This window comes from Chitinophaga sp., assembly GCF_036566945.1.
Lineage (GTDB): Bacteria > Bacteroidota > Bacteroidia > Chitinophagales > Chitinophagaceae > Chitinophaga.
In genome coordinates, this window is sequence record NZ_DATCVJ010000765.1 from 1 (window position 1) to 14,415 (window position 14,415).

18 protein-coding genes and 1 pseudogene are annotated in these 14,415 nt (G+C 46.1%); 12 read left to right on the plus strand and 7 right to left on the minus strand.

The window, feature by feature from the left end; genetic code table 11:
* Positions 1-380: pseudogene (locus VIP81_RS22995) on the plus strand (Crp/Fnr family transcriptional regulator); the annotation flags it as partial.
* Between the two features lie 93 nt (positions 381-473).
* Here VIP81_RS22995 and VIP81_RS23000 read toward each other — a convergent pair.
* A complete protein-coding gene (locus VIP81_RS23000; protein WP_331966911.1) occupies positions 474-1,307 on the minus strand; it encodes a ThuA domain-containing protein in 834 nt (277 codons plus the stop codon).
* A gap of 277 nt (positions 1,308-1,584) precedes the next feature.
* Here VIP81_RS23000 and VIP81_RS23005 point away from each other — a divergent pair, with 277 nt between their 5' ends.
* A complete protein-coding gene (locus VIP81_RS23005) occupies positions 1,585-2,058 on the plus strand; it encodes a VOC family protein (protein ID WP_331966912.1) in 474 nt (157 codons plus the stop codon).
* Between the two features lie 6 nt (positions 2,059-2,064).
* On the opposite strand, the gene VIP81_RS23010 is transcribed toward VIP81_RS23005, so the two are convergent.
* Positions 2,065-2,484 (minus strand): VOC family protein, encoded by a 420-nt coding sequence (locus tag VIP81_RS23010; RefSeq protein ID WP_331966913.1) that lies wholly within the window; start codon positions 2,482-2,484, stop codon positions 2,065-2,067.
* A gap of 123 nt (positions 2,485-2,607) precedes the next feature.
* On the opposite strand from VIP81_RS23010, the gene VIP81_RS23015 reads away from it, so the two are divergent.
* The 4 genes from VIP81_RS23015 (at position 2,608) to VIP81_RS23030 (ending at position 7,480) form a co-directional block, all read left to right on the plus strand.
* Complete coding sequence (locus VIP81_RS23015) at positions 2,608-3,600, plus strand: GlxA family transcriptional regulator (RefSeq protein WP_331966915.1); 993 nt, start codon at positions 2,608-2,610, stop codon at positions 3,598-3,600.
* 2 nt (positions 3,601-3,602) lie between these two features.
* Complete coding sequence (locus tag VIP81_RS23020; protein WP_331966917.1) at positions 3,603-4,043, plus strand: SRPBCC domain-containing protein; 441 nt, start codon at positions 3,603-3,605, stop codon at positions 4,041-4,043.
* Positions 4,044-4,171: 128 nt separating this feature from the next.
* Positions 4,172-6,796 (plus strand): glycoside hydrolase family 2 protein, encoded by a 2,625-nt coding sequence (locus VIP81_RS23025; RefSeq protein ID WP_331966919.1) that lies wholly within the window; start codon positions 4,172-4,174, stop codon positions 6,794-6,796.
* A gap of 207 nt (positions 6,797-7,003) precedes the next feature.
* Positions 7,004-7,480, plus strand: coding sequence for a GNAT family N-acetyltransferase (locus tag VIP81_RS23030; protein ID WP_331966921.1), 477 nt, complete (start codon positions 7,004-7,006; stop codon positions 7,478-7,480).
* Here VIP81_RS23030 and VIP81_RS23035 read toward each other — a convergent pair.
* Positions 7,472-8,551 (minus strand): mechanosensitive ion channel family protein, encoded by a 1,080-nt coding sequence (locus VIP81_RS23035; RefSeq protein ID WP_331966923.1) that lies wholly within the window; start codon positions 8,549-8,551, stop codon positions 7,472-7,474. The two genes, VIP81_RS23030 and VIP81_RS23035, sit on opposite strands and share 9 nt — an antisense overlap.
* 44 nt (positions 8,552-8,595) lie before the next feature.
* Positions 8,596-9,627: an alcohol dehydrogenase catalytic domain-containing protein gene (locus VIP81_RS23040; RefSeq protein ID WP_331966925.1), complete on the minus strand. Its 1,032-nt coding sequence runs from the start codon at positions 9,625-9,627 to the stop codon at positions 8,596-8,598.
* Positions 9,628-9,706: 79 nt separating this feature from the next.
* Between VIP81_RS23040 and VIP81_RS23045 the strand changes: the two genes are divergently transcribed.
* Positions 9,707-10,090 carry a helix-turn-helix domain-containing protein gene (locus VIP81_RS23045; RefSeq protein WP_331966927.1) on the plus strand — a complete coding sequence of 128 codons (384 nt, stop codon included), beginning with the start codon at positions 9,707-9,709 and terminating at the stop codon, positions 10,088-10,090.
* Positions 10,091-10,167: 77 nt separating this feature from the next.
* Here VIP81_RS23045 and VIP81_RS23050 read toward each other — a convergent pair whose 3' ends face one another.
* Positions 10,168-10,770, minus strand: a complete 603-nt coding sequence (locus tag VIP81_RS23050) for a short chain dehydrogenase (RefSeq protein ID WP_331966929.1) — start codon at positions 10,768-10,770, stop codon at positions 10,168-10,170.
* Positions 10,771-10,779: 9 nt separating this feature from the next.
* Positions 10,780-11,448: an NAD(P)H-dependent oxidoreductase gene (locus VIP81_RS23055; protein WP_331966932.1), complete on the minus strand. Its 669-nt coding sequence runs from the start codon at positions 11,446-11,448 to the stop codon at positions 10,780-10,782.
* Positions 11,449-11,538: 90 nt separating this feature from the next.
* Here VIP81_RS23055 and VIP81_RS23060 point away from each other — a divergent pair, with 90 nt between their 5' ends.
* From VIP81_RS23060 to VIP81_RS23080, 5 genes are all read left to right on the plus strand, one after another.
* The gene (locus VIP81_RS23060) at positions 11,539-11,898 is read left to right on the plus strand and encodes a helix-turn-helix domain-containing protein (protein WP_331966934.1); all 360 of its coding nucleotides are present in this window, start codon (positions 11,539-11,541) and stop codon (positions 11,896-11,898) included.
* Between the two features lie 88 nt (positions 11,899-11,986).
* Positions 11,987-12,484 carry a hypothetical protein gene (locus VIP81_RS23065; protein ID WP_331966936.1) on the plus strand — a complete coding sequence of 166 codons (498 nt, stop codon included), beginning with the start codon at positions 11,987-11,989 and terminating at the stop codon, positions 12,482-12,484.
* A gap of 18 nt (positions 12,485-12,502) precedes the next feature.
* Entirely contained in the window at positions 12,503-13,147 is a 645-nt protein-coding gene (locus VIP81_RS23070) for a hypothetical protein (protein ID WP_331966938.1), read from the plus strand.
* Positions 13,148-13,164: 17 nt separating this feature from the next.
* Positions 13,165-13,389 carry a GNAT family N-acetyltransferase gene (locus tag VIP81_RS23075; protein WP_331966940.1) on the plus strand — a complete coding sequence of 75 codons (225 nt, stop codon included), beginning with the start codon at positions 13,165-13,167 and terminating at the stop codon, positions 13,387-13,389.
* Between the two features lie 333 nt (positions 13,390-13,722).
* A complete protein-coding gene (locus tag VIP81_RS23080; RefSeq protein WP_331966942.1) occupies positions 13,723-14,043 on the plus strand; it encodes a hypothetical protein in 321 nt (106 codons plus the stop codon).
* An 81-nt stretch (positions 14,044-14,124) separates the two neighbouring features.
* On the opposite strand, the gene VIP81_RS23085 is transcribed toward VIP81_RS23080, so the two are convergent.
* Positions 14,125-14,415 (minus strand): nucleotidyltransferase (locus tag VIP81_RS23085; protein WP_331966944.1); only part of this gene is annotated, 291 nt, incomplete at its 5' end.

The following is a 14,415-nucleotide window of genomic DNA, read 5'->3' on the forward strand; positions in this document are numbered from 1 at the left end:
CGTTAGGGCTGGTGTCCAGTCACGATTTTATATCCACACCTTTGTACCTTGCTAATGGTGTACCCTCTAATTGCGCATTGGAAACATTGACTGAGGTAGATGTGCTGGAATGGGGTAAACCGGAAATGGATATTATCAAGAAGGAATTGCATCATGCCTACGAGCTGGAACTCGCCATCATGGATCGTCTCCTGAGCTGGTTGCAGGAAGGGCAGATCAATGCTATTTGTACTACAGCCGAAGAACGGTACCTGCAACTAGTATCGGAACAACCCGAAGTGATAAAATGGGTGCCGCTAAAATACATTGCTTCTCTGCTGGGTATTCATCAGGATAGCCTGAGCCGCATCCGGAAAATGGTGAAATACAAAGGGGGATAAGGGGTGATACGGATTTACTTTTCATGGATGTTGTTTGTGATACAAAAGTATCCACCACGGGGATTCGTAAATCTGACGTATGTCAGGTATTTATTATTTCCCCCTCCCCATCCACTGTAGTGCATCCAGTATCAACTTATTCTGTGTTTCATTCGCAAAAGTGAAAGATAATTCCTTATTGGTATGGTGCTCATAATCGATATCATTATGCCCCATATTCAAATACATCATCTTGAATTTTTTATTCGTCCACACCACGGGATAGTAGCCACTATGCCATATTTCATATGCTTTGGGGCCAGTGCCTAAGGGGAAACTGCTGCTATCGATCGACAATAATATGTGGATGTCCGGATTTTTCCGGAGATCATTGCTCCAGCGATACCATTCATTCGGCGAAGCGGAAAAGGTGTCCGGTAAATTCCTGGTAGCCGGATGCTGGTGACCTTCTACCCGCAACACCGCGGATGTTGGACGCCAGGTATTGCTGCCATAGGAGCCGGAACCCAGGAATATATTGTGATACCAGTCCCAGTTTTGCGGGAAGTCGGAAGGTGTGAGTGCAAATGCGGAGAAATGGAATCCCATCCAGCCACCACCATGTTCCATGTATTCCTGGAATGCTTTCCGTTGTGCCGGATCGTCGGGGCGGGTATCGAGAAAAATCACCACCTGGTATTTCGATAAAAATGCCGGATTGAGGTTTTGCCAGTTGTTGGTGGAGTCGTAAGTGAAATGATACTGTGCCGCCATTTTGGGAAACCATGCATTGGCTTCGTGTACAAAGCTAATATGTGCCTGGTCATTTTTAGCGGTATAGAAGGCAATTACGTGGAAGGAAGGGGTATGCTCCTGTGCGCGGCCTATGGCGCTGCCAACCAGGCTTAAAATAAGCAGGAAGAGGCTTTTGTGGAATCTTAGCTTCATAAAATAAGTAAATGGCTAACAAAATAATCCATTTGCCGGTAATTTTCTTTTTTTCCTGCAGGGGCTACTGTGGCAGGATCACTTTTTCCTATGGCATACATAGCGCTCTGTACAACATGCACAGGAAAAACGCCATTTCGGCCACCAAATAACCAGCTACCTATCTTTGTCGCAAGTGCCCCTTTAGAATGTCGCTTTTGCACCGTCGATGATACCAGAAGGGCCGCTATCTTTGTAAGGACATGTAACCTTATTCAATCGAAAAAAAAGTACCGTTATGCAAAAGATCACACCGTCATTATGGTTCAACAACGAAGCGGAAGAAGCCATTAATTTTTATGCTTCCATTTTTAAGCAGTCAAAAGTGCTGAATAAATCCTATTATGGAGAAGGAGCACCGATGCCTAAAGGGACTTTACTCGTCGCCACTTTTGAATTGGACGGACAACAATTTACGGCCATGAATGCTGGGCCTATGTTTCCTTTTACAGAAGCCATTTCTCTGACCGTAAATTGTGACACCCAGGAGGAGATCGACTACTATTGGAGTAAACTAACCGCCGACGGTGGGAAGGAAAGTCAATGCGGCTGGCTGAAAGATAAATACGGCTTGTCCTGGCAGATTACACCTTCAATCCTCCCCAAACTGATATCAGATAAAGACACCGCCAAAGCAGGCAGAGTGTTCGCAGAAGTGATGAAAATGGGTAAACTGGATATTGCGATACTGGAAAAGGCTGCCAACGGCTAATCATCGTTATTGGCGCGAATTACCTTCAAAGTTAATGAGCCAGTGATAGCCGAATTGATCGGTCAGCGTACCAAATAAAGCGCCCCAGAAAGTATTCTCCAATGGTTGGGTGGCGGTCCCATTTTTAGATAACTTTTTATAAAACATGCGGGCTTCGGTTTCACTGTTGCAGTTCAGGAATAAGGATACTGTGTTACCGGCTCTAAGCCCCATTTCAGGCACCATATCAGAGCCGGTGAGTACAAGGGGACCTTTGGTAAGACTGGAGTGTAAAATAAACGGTTTCATAAACGCAGGGATATCAACAGACATGGGGGATTCTCCGATCGTTTGAAGGCTTAATTCTCCACCCAGACATTCTTTATAAAAGGTCATTGCCTCCCGGCAGTTGCCATTAAAAGTAAGGTAGGTATGGATCATCGTCATTGTTGCCGGATTTTGTGAGTAAAAAATATATCACAAAAGTCGTAAGGTGCCGGCAAAATGGAGGGGGGAGATAGCGACAATTCGTAGGTTAATTGCGGCATAAATTACTTTATACTCACTGATATGATACATATCTCCATCCTGGTACCACTCGGCCATACGAGTGTGGTAAACATCGAAGGCAGTCACCAGATCTTTTCAGATCTGAACAATTTCCTCGCCGAGAAAGGGAGAAAACCACTGTTCCAGGTCCAGCTGGTGGGACTCAGTAAGGTGGTTAGTCAGCCTAACCGCTTATTTACTATCTCACCGGATGTATTGGTGAAGGAGGTGAAGAAAACAGACCTGATCATTATTCCTGCTATTCACGGCGATCAGGTACAGGCGGCCAAAGTAAACAAGGAATTTATTCCCTGGATGATCCAGCAACACGCGAAAGGCGCTGCCATCGCCAGTCTTTGTCTTGGCGCATTTTTCCTCGCCGCCACCGGTTTGCTGGAAGGCAAGGCCTGCGCCACCCACTGGAAAGCGGCCCGGCAATTCAGGGAAATGTTTCCCGGCGTACACCTGATGGATGATAGGGTGATCACAGAAGAAAACGGTATCTATCCCAGCGGTGGCGCCTATTCTTATTTGAACCTGATTGTATACCTGGTAGAAAAATATGCCGGCAGAGATATCGCTATCATGGCTGCAAAAGGCTATGAGATTGACTTGGACCGGCAAAGCCAGTCACCCTTCATCATCTTTGAAGGACAAAAGACCCATAACGATGAACCCATCCTGAAAGCCCAGCAATTTATTGAAGACAGCTACCAGGATAAAATCACCGTGGACCAGTTATCTGATATGACAGCCATCGGGAGAAGAACATTTGAAAGACGATTCAAAAAATCGACCGGTAACACCGTCGTAGAGTATATACAGCGGATTAAAATAGAAGCCGCAAAAAGAGACTTCGAAACCAGCCGCAAAAATGTGAATGAAGTAATCTATGATGTAGGTTATGTGGATACCAAAGCATTCAGAACGGTGTTCAAAAAGGTAACCGGACTAACGCCACTGGAATATCGTAACAAATACAATAAACAAACCTTTCATTCTGTAAATGAGTAGCTATGGAAAAACTAACTTTCAACACATCGATTAATGCACCCCGCAACAGAGTATGGGAAATCCTCTGGGGTGAACAAACCTATCCTGCATGGACCGCCGTTTTTGCCGAAGGCTCCAAAATGGAAACAGACTGGCAGGTAGGTGGCCGTACCCTGTTCGTGAATGGGGAGAACAATGGAATGGTATCTACTATTGCCGCCAAAGTGCCCAATGAATACCTGTCGTTCAAACACCTGGGTTACATTGAAAACGGCGTAGAAGACTTCAGCAGCGATAAGGTAAAAGCCTGGGCCGGTTCATTGGAAAACTATACGCTGAAGGACGCAGATGGCCAAACGGCCGTGTTAGTGGAAGTGGATATTGATGAAGAATATAAAGACTATTTTCTCAACGCCTTTCCCAAAGCGCTGGATAAAGTAAAAGAGCTGGCAGAAGCGCAATAGCACACCTCTTCATGAGATGTATTTTACCCCTGAATTAGGATTCCCGCCGACTATCATGATAGTTTTGACAGAGGAGCGCGTTACCCTATCTTTGCCCCCCATAGTAAAAGGTCTGTAAAATATATCTCATGATGATTCGGAAATTAACAGTGTCCTGCTTGCTGCTAATGGCTTTTTTGCCCCTGGCAGCACAGGAAAAATATGAACTCAACAGCGGATGGCAATGCAGCAACATTGCCGGGACGAAAGCCACCGGACAACAAATTTCGGATCCGGAATACCGCCTGTCTGGCTGGACGGCCGCCACGGTACCCGGTACTGTGCTGACAACCCTGCTGGACAATAAGCAGGTACCGGATCCGATGTTTGGGATGAACAATGAGATGATCCCGGACATCTACCACGTGGGACGTGATCATTACACCTATTGGTTTGTAAAAGATTTTACAGAGAAGCCAGCCACCGGAGACGGGCAGGTATGGCTGCATTTCAGGGGCGTGAATGATGGCTGCGACATCTTTTTGAATGGACATAAAGTAACGCCGGCCACTCATTTTGGTGCTTACCTGCGTCAATCTTATAATATAACCCCATGGCTGGCTAAGAGCGGTAAGAACCGCCTGGCCGTTATCGTGTATCCACCGGCGTTTCCGGGTAATCCTAACGGCGGACAGGGAGGCGATGGAACTATCGCCAAAAATGTAGGCCCACAGTATACTGCCGGCTGGGACTGGATACAACCCATGCGCGATCGCAACACCGGCATATGGGACAAGGTGACCATCGAAAAAACCGGTGCCGTACGCATTAAAGATCCACATATTATTACGAAGGTGCCTGGTACGCGGAAGCCGGAAGGACCGCAGGCGCCGGCCACTATCCTCGTATCTGCCGATCTGGAAAATGCCAGCGACAAAAGCGTTACCGGCAGTTTGCGCTATACCATAGAAGGAGGCATCGCTACACAAAAGGTAACCCTGGCGCCGCATTCCACTACCACCGTGCAACTCCCGGATATGCTGTTGAAACAGCCTGCCCTCTGGTGGCCTGCCGGTTATGGCCCGCAGCATTTGTATCATATGAAGCTGCAATTCCTCCACAATGGCACAGCTGACGATACGGAAGACGTGGAATTTGGAATCCGTGAAATACAAACCTATTGGAATACACATACCGGCAGCCGCGAAATTGCGGTCAACGGACAAAAGATTTTTATCAAAGGTGGTAACTGGATTACCTCCGATGCCATGTTCCGCTTCAGCAAAGAAAGGTACGATGCAGAAGTACGTTTTCATCGGGACATGAACCTGAACCTGATCAGGATATGGGGCGGCAGCCTCACAGAAAGACCAGAATTCTTCGAAGCCTGTGATAAATACGGCCTGCTGGTATTCCAGGACTTCTGGATTTCCGGCGATTGTAACGGCAGATGGCAGGACCCTTTCAAAAAAGATGATCAGTGGACCCGCCGTCAATACCCGGACAATCATTCCCTGTTCCTGGAGAGTGTAGCCGATCAGGTGAAAATGTTACGTAACTATCCTTCCCTGGCCTTCTGGTGCGGAGGTAATGAAATTACGCCTCCGGCAGATATTTTTCATGCGATGAAGGATTCTATTATACCAGCATTGGACGGTACCCGGTATTTCTTCGACTACTCCAATTCCGACAGCATGTCGTACAATACCCTCGGTGGTAACGGCGATGGGCCGTATGGTATTCAAACAGTACCTTACTTCTGGAGCTATCGTACTTTTCCGTTTAACTCAGAAGTAGGATCAGTAGGTACCGGCGACTATGAATCACTGGAAAGATTTTTACCGGCGGAAAATCTGGTAACACCCGATCCGCAGATCAGCAAGACCGACGCCGTATGGAATTATCATAAATACATCGGTTACAATCATTCGATTGACCCTTATGGCAAAACCACGGATTTAAAAGAGTGGGCCAATAAAGCACAGTTAGTCAACTACGATCAGTACCGCGCCCTCATGGAGGGTTTCAGCGCACATATGTGGGATTGGTATACGGGCGTGATCATCTGGAAAACCCAGAATCCCTGGACGGCTTTAAGAGGACAGATGTATGATTATTACCTCGACCCTAATGCCTGCCTGTATGGTAGCCGCAAAGGCGCCGAGCCGCTGCATGTGATGTACGATCCTACAGATGGGATGGTGATGGCAGTCAACAATACATTTAGTTACGCCCGCGACCTGATGCTGGAACTGAAAGCGTTTGATATGAATGGCCGCGATAGCCTGCTGACACAGGTCTTCGTAGAAGCAGGACCTACTTCCGTGCAAAAAATCATGTCGGTGAAAGGTGTGTTGGATAAATTAAGTGAAAAAGAGGGCGCATTCTTTTCTTTGCGTCTCCTGGATACCAAACAACAGGTGGTGGATGAAAACCTTTACTGGCTGGCAGATGCCGGCGGTAATTATTCAGGTTTGCAACGGATGCCGGCTGCTGAGGTGAAGATAACGGCAAAAAATGCCGGCGCCGATAGTATTGCAGTTACGATCAGCAATCCCGCCGGCGGCCCGGTGGCGTTCTTCAACCGGGTATCTCTCGTAGACGCACAAACGAAGAAAAGAATTTTGCCTGTGTTCTACAGCGATAACTATATTTCTGTACTACCCGGTGAACAAAAGACCATCAGCATCAGCGGAGCCGCTGTGGGCACCCATAAAGGGGCACAGGTAGAAGTGTATGGCAATAACGTGAAGCGGCAGTATATTACTTTTTAATAGTTGACCATTGGCTTAGCTTTTAGCTTTTAAGAAAGTTAGCAAACATGATTTTTGCAACATTTTTTGAAAGCTAAAAGCTAAATGCTAAATCCTTTTTGTATATTCATTTTGTTAATCGTTCCCTAGACCCTATTTGTAGCTGTTGCCCGGGACCCGGTTTTAAAAATCAAGGATTTACTTTATTAGCGACAAAATCATTCAGCGATGACCTCTCTGCAGGAAGATACTATTATCCGGAAATTAGGTCCCGGCGAAAGAATTCCTTATGACCTGTTATTATTAGCCGATCCTTCTATAGTAGCCATGAGCAGCTATTTGTCATTGGCGGAAATATATGTAATGGAACAGGACCAGCAGGTAATAGGTACTTATGTGTTGCTGGCAAACGATCCCGATGAACTGGAGATTAAAAACATTGCCGTGACTCCTGCCTATCAGGGCAAAGGTTTCGGCAAAATATTATTGCAGGATGCCGCGCAACGGGCCAGGGCTAAAGGCTTTAAGCGTATTAGTATCGGCACCGGCAATTCCAGTATTGCGCAATTGTATTTATATCAACGGCAGGGATTTGAAATCACTACCGTTAAGAAAGACTATTTTATGACCCATTACCAGGAGCCGATTTATGAAAACGGTATTCAATGTAAACACCTGGTGATGCTGGTGAGAAAGTTAAACTGACGCTTCGTTCTTTTCAATATAGGCCCGTGTTTTAGGCAGGCTATCCGGATGATGCTCTCTGACATATTTAATCAGCTGTTCCCGGATAATGCAGCGCAGATCAAAGGCATCGCCGGAATTAGCGGCACTCATTAACGCTCTCACTTCAATGGTTCTTTCGCTGGTATTGGTTACCTGCAAGGCTTTTGCGCGTTTGTCCCATAGCGGCGACAAGTCCAGCAATCTCTCAAATTCGGTTCTCAGCTGGTCTACGGGCACGGTATAGTCCAGATAAAAAAACGCCGTACCCAGTATTTCCGCGCCCGTGCGGGTCCAGTTTTGAAACGGTTTCTCTATAAAATAATTAATAGGTAAAATGAGTTTACGCTGATCCCAGATGTTTAGCACCACATACGTCAGTGTAATTTCTTCCACACGCCCCCATTCACCTTCTACTACCAGCACGTCATCAATACGAATAGGCTGTGTAAACGCAATCTGGAAGCCTGCGAGGAGGTTGCCCAATGATTTTTGTGCGGCAAAACCTATAATGATACCGCCTACACCCACACCGGTGAGGAGTCCTGCCCCCAGTTTACGCATGCTGTCGAAGCTGAGTAATATTACGCAGGCAGTAAGTACCAGTATCAGGGAGATGGATAACTTACGAATAAACTGTAACTGCGTACGTATTTTCCGTTCTTTCAGGTTGTTGGCCTTTTTCAGATCATACGCATGATACACATAATCCTCCATCACTTTGATAATGCCTATCACCAGCGCGGCGAAAGACAGTGTCAGTGCAATTTCGGCCAGTTTGCTCATCACCGGCACAAACCTGGGGTTCACCCGCATCAGGGGCAGCGCCATATTCAGCAGGAGCAGGGGCAAAAAGTAGTTGAATGCTTTACCTAAGCGATAAAGGATGCTGTGCATCAACGAAAAATCCAGTTGTGTATTGACCGACTTCCGCAGAAAAATAGATAACAAAAATTTGATCAGCCATCCTACAATGACTGCAATGCCTGCCAGCATCAGATTCCATAGGAAATTGGGCAGGTGGTCCGCATTTTCTATAAATTGATTCCACATGTGCGCCCATGCCCCAAAGATGATGCCGGTATGTGCCCGTTTTGTTATTCATTTTCGGGAGCCATGGTCATGACCAGCTTACGACCTTTGCTCTGGTTGCGTTCCAGCAACTCATGCGACTGTTGCACTGTTTCCACACTTAAGGTACCTGTAACATACACCGGCGATGGTGTGAGGATACCTTTTTCCAGCATCGCCGTTATCTGCCGGAGGCCATCTCCATAATATTGCAGATGACCGCTAAGGGAGTAAGCATAGTTGGAAATATTTATGATAACGGCGCCTTTGTGGAACAGTGTTTCCCGGCCTGCTGCCGTGGAAAGTGCCGTTACATCCTGGTAAATACCATTGGTAAGCAATAGCGCGGCACATAGTTGGGAGAGATGACCACCTACGAGGTCGATACAGGCATCAAATAATTTGTCTTCCTGTTGTATTAAAATAGTCTGCAATAAATCGGGAAGGTGATAGTCGATGATTTGTGATGAGGTTAATCCGGCCAGCAGCAATTGTTGTTGACTGTCTTCATTGCCTGCTGTGACCAGCAGTTGTGTATACCCCGCGGCCAGCAACAGCTTCACCAGTACCAGTCCTACACCTCCGGCAGCGCCGGTGATGAAAATACGCGCAGACGTGGGCAGCTGCAACCGTTTAAAGCATTGCAGGGCGGTAAGCGCAGCGGTAGGCATCGCCGCCGCCGCGGCAAAAGAAAGGTGCTGCGGTTTGTGTACCAGTATATCCGCGGGTAAGCAGATATGCGTAGCATAGGTGCCGTTGGAACCCATACTGCCCGATGCAGCCATCACCGCGTCTCCCACGGCAAAGTGCTGTACGGCTTTACCCGTTTTAATCACGACACCGGAAAATTCCCGGCCCAGAATGGGAGAGTGCATCCGTTTACGTTCCGTAGCACCTTGTCGCATTTGATAATCAATAGGATTAAAGGCGGTGGCCCTGATATTCACCAGCACCTCATTATCGTTTGGTTCGGGTATGGGCAGTATGGTAGCGGAAAAATTTTCTACGCCACCGAAACCATTTAATACAATTGCCTGCATGTTGTTTTGCGCTTTCATGTCCCAAAATTATTGTGATGTTCCGTTATATTTGCTATAGGTAAACCGGAGGTAACCGGTTTACATGAAACGAACAGCTATGGCAGTTATAAATATAAAGGGAAAGCTGAGGGAAGCCACTTGCCACGAAGAACTCACCGCCATGCGCGATAGTGTTGAATTATTTAGTGGTAAATGGAAATTGCAGCTACTGCGATATCTGGCGAACCGGCCTGCGGAGAGTAACTATTTTAAAAAAATATTACGGGAGATAGCAGGCATTTCCGCCAGGATGTTATCCAAAGAATTGAAGATGCTGGAAATGAATTTCCTGGTGACACGTACCGTCCTGAAAACAAAGCCTGTTACGGTAGCATATGCCATCACGCCATACGGACAAACCATCCTGCCGATAGCGGAAAGTCTTGTTCAGTGGGGGCTGCACCACCGGGAAAAAGTAAAGGCAACGATGCCACATCATTAAAATGATTTCCCCCGCAACAGAAGAATGATTTGCTGCAGGGGAAATGTTATATACGTTTGCCAATCGCAGGAAAGGCTTTATTCATGTACCTTGATCACCTGCCCTGTAATCACCCCTTCCACACTTTTCAGATAAGCATTTACGAGTTTCGACATGGGCACCGGGTTGAATCCGGGGAACAGGTGAGCGATATCTTTGGCGGAATCTGCTGCCAGTCCGGGACTGACTACATTGATCCGGAGATTTCTTTTTAGTGCTGCCGCTGCTGCCATCGCAAAACTATTGACAGCGCCGCTAACGATGGAGCCTGTGGCCGCATCTCTGGCGGGTTCATCTGCCAGTATACCGGAGGTGAGTGTGAAAGAACCGTTGTCTTTCAGGTAATGTTGTCCAATCAGGACTACGTTTACCTGTCCGAGTAACTTGGACTGAATGGCTGGCAGCAGGCTTTTTTCAGAAAGTGTCTGGAAGCTTTCCATGGAAGACGAGCCGGCGGTGACAACAACGGCATCAATATCATTGATGGTGCGGAACATTTTTTCGATGGAAGCCGCATCTGTAATGTCCACTTGTATGTCGCCGCTGTTGCGGCCCGCACTGATGATGTCATGTCTTTGTACCAGTGCTTCTTTTACTTTGGTACCGATGGCGCCGGTGGTGCCAATGATGAGAATTTTCATGGATCGATATTAGTAACCTGTGATGTCGATGGGTGTCTCTTCAAAGATAGTATTCAATCTCGATGTCCAGTTGCTCAGTTCTTTGCTGCGGTCTTCCGGTGTGCGCCTGGCAGGGCTATATACCACATGTGGTGATAACACCGAAAAGCCGGTGAACTGGAAGATGCCGCGGTGTAATGGTTTTAACATGTTGTCCATATCGCCATTGAGTCCGCCGGTGCTGTAATCTTCTTTTCCGCCACCGGTAGTCAGCGAGAGCATGGCTTTTTTACCACAGAAAATCCCCGTTTCATACGTATAGCCTTGCCCGTAGGTGCGGCCCATGGCAAATACGCGGTCTACCCATCCTTTCATGATCGCGGGTACACTGAACCACCATAGTGGAAACTGCCAGATCATCAGATCGCACCAGGCTACTTTTTCCTGTTCTGCTGCAATAGTGGGCGCGAAACCGTTTACGCTGGTAGCATGCAATTCTTCCAGCTGTTGTTTGTAAAATTCATGATTGAGTGTGCTGGAAAAGTTAGTGCGGTAGGAGGTGGCATTAAATTCCATGTGGTATAAATCGGATGTTTTTACCTGATGGCCTGCAGCTGTCAATGTGGAGATAGCCGTGTTAAACATAGCGCCGTTCATGCTCTTAGGTTCCGGATGTGCGTATACAATAAGAATGTTCATAATTGTTCGTTTATGGGCGCAAAATTATTGTACGAATAGTACATTTGTAGTATAGCAGCCTATTGTATGCTGCTCACAAAATTGTAAGTAATGGCAAAAAGAAAGGAAACATCTACCAACACCATTAACCTGGAGGAAATCCGCGAAGTGTGCGGGATGGCCTTTGCAATGGATATCCTGTCTGGCCGGTGGAAGCTGAAAATATTATACAAGCTGGAAAACAAAACCCTTCGTTTTGGCGAATTGAAAAAGAAGATTCCCAACATTACGGATCGTATGCTCACCCTGCATTTGCAGGAGCTGGAGCGGGATGGCCTCGTTAAACGGACAGTGTATGCAGAAGTGCCGCCACGCGTGGAGTACAGTCTTACAGATAGCGCTTTGTTGCTGGTACCTATCTGGGATCAGTTGAACGAATGGGGGCATATGCACCGGGATCGTGCGTTATAGGGTGAGTGGGTTTGTAAGAAGTGAACCATTGTTTTTGTAACTGATAGCTGGTATATTTGAACGAATGTTGACCTTTTAATGTTTAGTCATGCCTGGTAAGGAATTTCATGTATACGATGATGATGGGTATATTGGGATTGTTAATGCTGACAGCTATATCTCATTTGTCGACAGTGATTGGCAACTTAATCAGCTATTCAATCATTTTTCGAAAGCCATAAATGATGAAACGCTTATTGTATGGGGCACCTCTCCAGGTGGTGGTTCGTGGATCGTAGACTTTCTGGAAGCGCGCTCTGAGCAGCAATCATTTCGCGAATTTGAAAGCACAATTGTTGTAACTGATGGGCGGTTATATCTTGTGAATTATACAGACCTCACTATGGCTGCGCAATTTGAAGATTATACGCTTCCCGATAAGAGGAATACAGATCTATGTATTGAACTTCAACCGGGAAGGTATCGTTGCATTGTCAGGCAGATGTTTATTCCGGAAAAAGACGGCGATCGCTTTGAAATTATTCTGCGACCAGCTGAAAGGAAAGGAGAACCTGTCAATGACGTTTATTGGAACACCCGTTTCTAACTCATTCAAACATACTATATGATCTTAACCAGTCAGACCTTGGAAGACCTTGAGCAAAACACGGCCCTGAAGAAAACCTATGCTGCAGCCGGCAGCTGGGGACAAAACAAATGGATGGCTCTACCCATCGTGATTCTCGTGTTCGCCGCATTTGCCCTTTATTTTTTTTACGATCTCTCAAAAAGAGACGATAGTTATTCTATTTATTCATTGGTATGCGGCACCTTAATATTGCCAGCCATTATAGCGATTGCACTGATGCAGCGTGGTGCAAAGAAAAAGATATTGGAAAACATTACTTCTGTGCCTGTTTGTGTAGCGAAGAAAGTCCATGGCAACGATGAAACAGGTGTTTACTATTGCATCTATACAAACGGCAACAAACGTCACGATATCGCTTTTATAGACGCCATGGCCGATAAAATATTTCATATTGATAGTGAGCCGGATGCGCAATTGAGAAAGGAAATTAATAAATTGTTCGAAGTAAAACTGGCCAATACCAACGCGCCGGCAGTGCTGTTGCCAGAGCGGTTTACAGCAGGAGAGCAGGTATATCAGAAACAGTTTTCGACGATGGTGGTAAGCCAGGTGATGTTGGAAAATGACGGTAGATTCGCCGTATTGGATTTTAATGGGGTCGCCGTGCCGATCACTAAATAGTTTTAAAATACAGGCATATGGAACTGACATTTAGATTGGCCGTTAAAGCCGATATTCCGGACATTGTCCGGATGCTGGCAGATGATGTACTACGTGGACAAGGGATTGGTAAACGGGTGTTTGAATATATCATTAACCGCGCGAAGGAAAAAGGCGCCTACATGGTGCAACTAACCTCGGACAAGAAAAGAATAGACGCCATCAGATTTTATGAATCGGTGGGATTCAAAGCTACCCCATGAGGGCATGAAGCTGCGGCTGGGGTAAGTGGCAGCAGTTTTAAGCGGCAGCAGCCATAATGCGACCGTTAATTAATGTCAATTAGTGTTAAATAGTTTTAAGGAAATCATCCGTATTTTATCCCTGAATATCCATCAAACTCAATGCTGATCAGCACTACCAGCTCCCGCCCGGTAGTAGTCGGCCATTTTCTGCATTTATCGGCTATATTAAACTTTCAAACCGGATCGTTATCCAAGAATGCAATCCTAATATGCTGAACTATCCTTTACCCTATTGTAGGAATTCAGTGTACCCTGGAGCTAAATCATAGTACAAACTCAAAACACACAATTATGACAAAGCATTTTCTTGTAGCAGGTTTGTTAATGGCAACACTTGTTTCCGCAAAAACTTATGCGCAGGCGCCGCAAGATCAGCAGCCGCAGCAAAAGCATGACCGTGAAGGTTTCTTCAAAAAAATTGACACCAATGGCGATGGTAAGCTCAGCAAAGCAGAAGTAGATGCTGCTGCGAAAGACGATAAGCGGGTGACCAAACTGAAGGACAACTTCGATGCTATCGACGCTAACAAAGATGCTTTTCTTGACAAAGAAGAATTGCAGGCTTACAGAAAAAAACAAGGTCCTCCTAAGAAAGAAGGCGGAGGTAAATAATTTTATCTTGTGAGAACGGGGCAGTCATCGGGAACGGTGGCTGTCCCGTTTTTTCAATGCACTAATAGTAAAACACCCGAGTTACTTCTTCGAGCCTTTTTTGTCTTTACCACTTTTTTTAGGGGCAGCTATTTTTTTCTGTATTTCCTTTATATCCGACAAATCCTGACTTCTTCCTGATGCTTGTTTATTCTGGATGAAATCTTTCAGACCGATATAGTTAATTTTAAAGCCATCTTCTACTTCAACTTTTTGCATATCCTTAATAGCATCGACGAATTCAACCCCGTCAATATTGTTGAGAATATCGATTCGTAGCGGAGGATAACCAATTTGGGTAATGTAACCAGATTTTAAAAAATCCTCTTTTTC